The sequence below is a fragment of the Oleiphilus sp. HI0043 genome, from assembly GCF_001634935.1.
Genome location: NZ_LWEY01000377.1, coordinates 1 through 1235, shown reverse-complemented (window position 1 = coordinate 1235; position 1235 = coordinate 1). Strand labels below are relative to the sequence as shown.

General features: G+C 44.5%; 2 protein-coding genes and 1 riboswitch. Both genes read right to left on the bottom strand.

Annotation, left to right across the window (positions count from 1 at the left end):
* The coding region (locus A3729_RS05130) for a phosphomethylpyrimidine synthase ThiC (protein WP_197475579.1) at positions 1-746 on the bottom strand (746 nt) is incomplete at its 3' end.
* Between the two features lie 67 nt (positions 747-813).
* Positions 814-987: riboswitch (TPP riboswitch) on the bottom strand.
* A 56-nt stretch (positions 988-1043) separates the two neighbouring features.
* Positions 1044-1235, bottom strand: a 192-nt coding sequence (locus A3729_RS05125; protein ID WP_231877340.1) for an ATP-binding protein, incomplete at its 5' end; no start/stop codon positions are given.

Below are 1235 nucleotides of genomic sequence, written 5' to 3'. Positions count from 1 at the left end.
GTTTTCTCGACTTCTTCCTGAATAGAAGATGTCACCGCAGAATTACCAATATTGGCATTCACCTTGGTGCGGAAGTTCCGACCAATAATCATCGGTTCGGTTTCCGGATGGTTGATATTACAAGGAATGACAGCACGACCACGAGCGACTTCGTCTCTGACAAATTCCGGGGTAATCATTTTAGGAATAGAAGCGCCGAAAGACTCGCCTGGATGCTGGTTAGCTAGCGCTTCATCCATCTGCGCCTCGCTTAAAGCCAGATTTTCTCGAATAGCGATATATTCCATTTCCGGCGTAATGATACCCTGACGAGCGTAATACAGTTGCGTGACATTCTTTCCGGCTTTTGCTTTTAGAGGTTTACGCTTATGCTCAAAACGCAAGCCATCCAAGGCTAGGTTTTGATCACGTACATTTGCGTACTCAGAACTAAAACCAGGTAACTCTTCAGTATCATTTCGTTCAGCAACCCACTCATCGCGTAAGGGCATTAGCCCTTTTGTGACGTCAACTTCTATCTCGGGGTCTGTATAGGGGCCGGAGGTGTCATAAACTCTAACTGGAGGGTTATCCTCAAGCTCGCCATTCTGCAACTGAGTTGGGGTAAGTGAAATTTCACGCATCGCTACGCGAATATCTTTACGACTGCCTTCTACATATACTTTTTTTGAGGCTGGAAAAGGCTGGGTAGATAACTCATCTACGTAAGCTGTATCACCCAGTTTCTTTAACGAATCGTTTTTCATCTATTGCTCCGCATATCCGGTATTACGAGTGTGGTAAGTAAGGAAGCAATTAGAATCATCGGTCTAGTCTTGATGAATTCTTGTTCCCTACGCTGGTTCTAACCAATCAGGTTCAACGGGTCCCTATCTGCCTACAAAATGTAGAACAACAAATAATTGGATATATCCCAAGAATTTATGTGGTCTCAGCATTCGCAAATCATCAAGCGATAAAATGACAGATGCTCCCCGACAAGATTTTCATCGATTTTAGGGAGTGTTGAATGATATGGCAAGAAATAAGCGCTTTAGCATCGCCTAACGAGGAAAAATAGCCGAGAAGGAGCTACCTCGCCCCACCTCGCTATCGAGAACAATTCGACCATGATTCAGCGCGAGCATTTCGCAGCATATTGCTAAACCATAGCCATCACCTTCAATCTGACTATTCTCATGGGAATCTTGGCGCTGATATAGTTTGAAAATGCTTTCACGCTGTCCTTGAGGAAC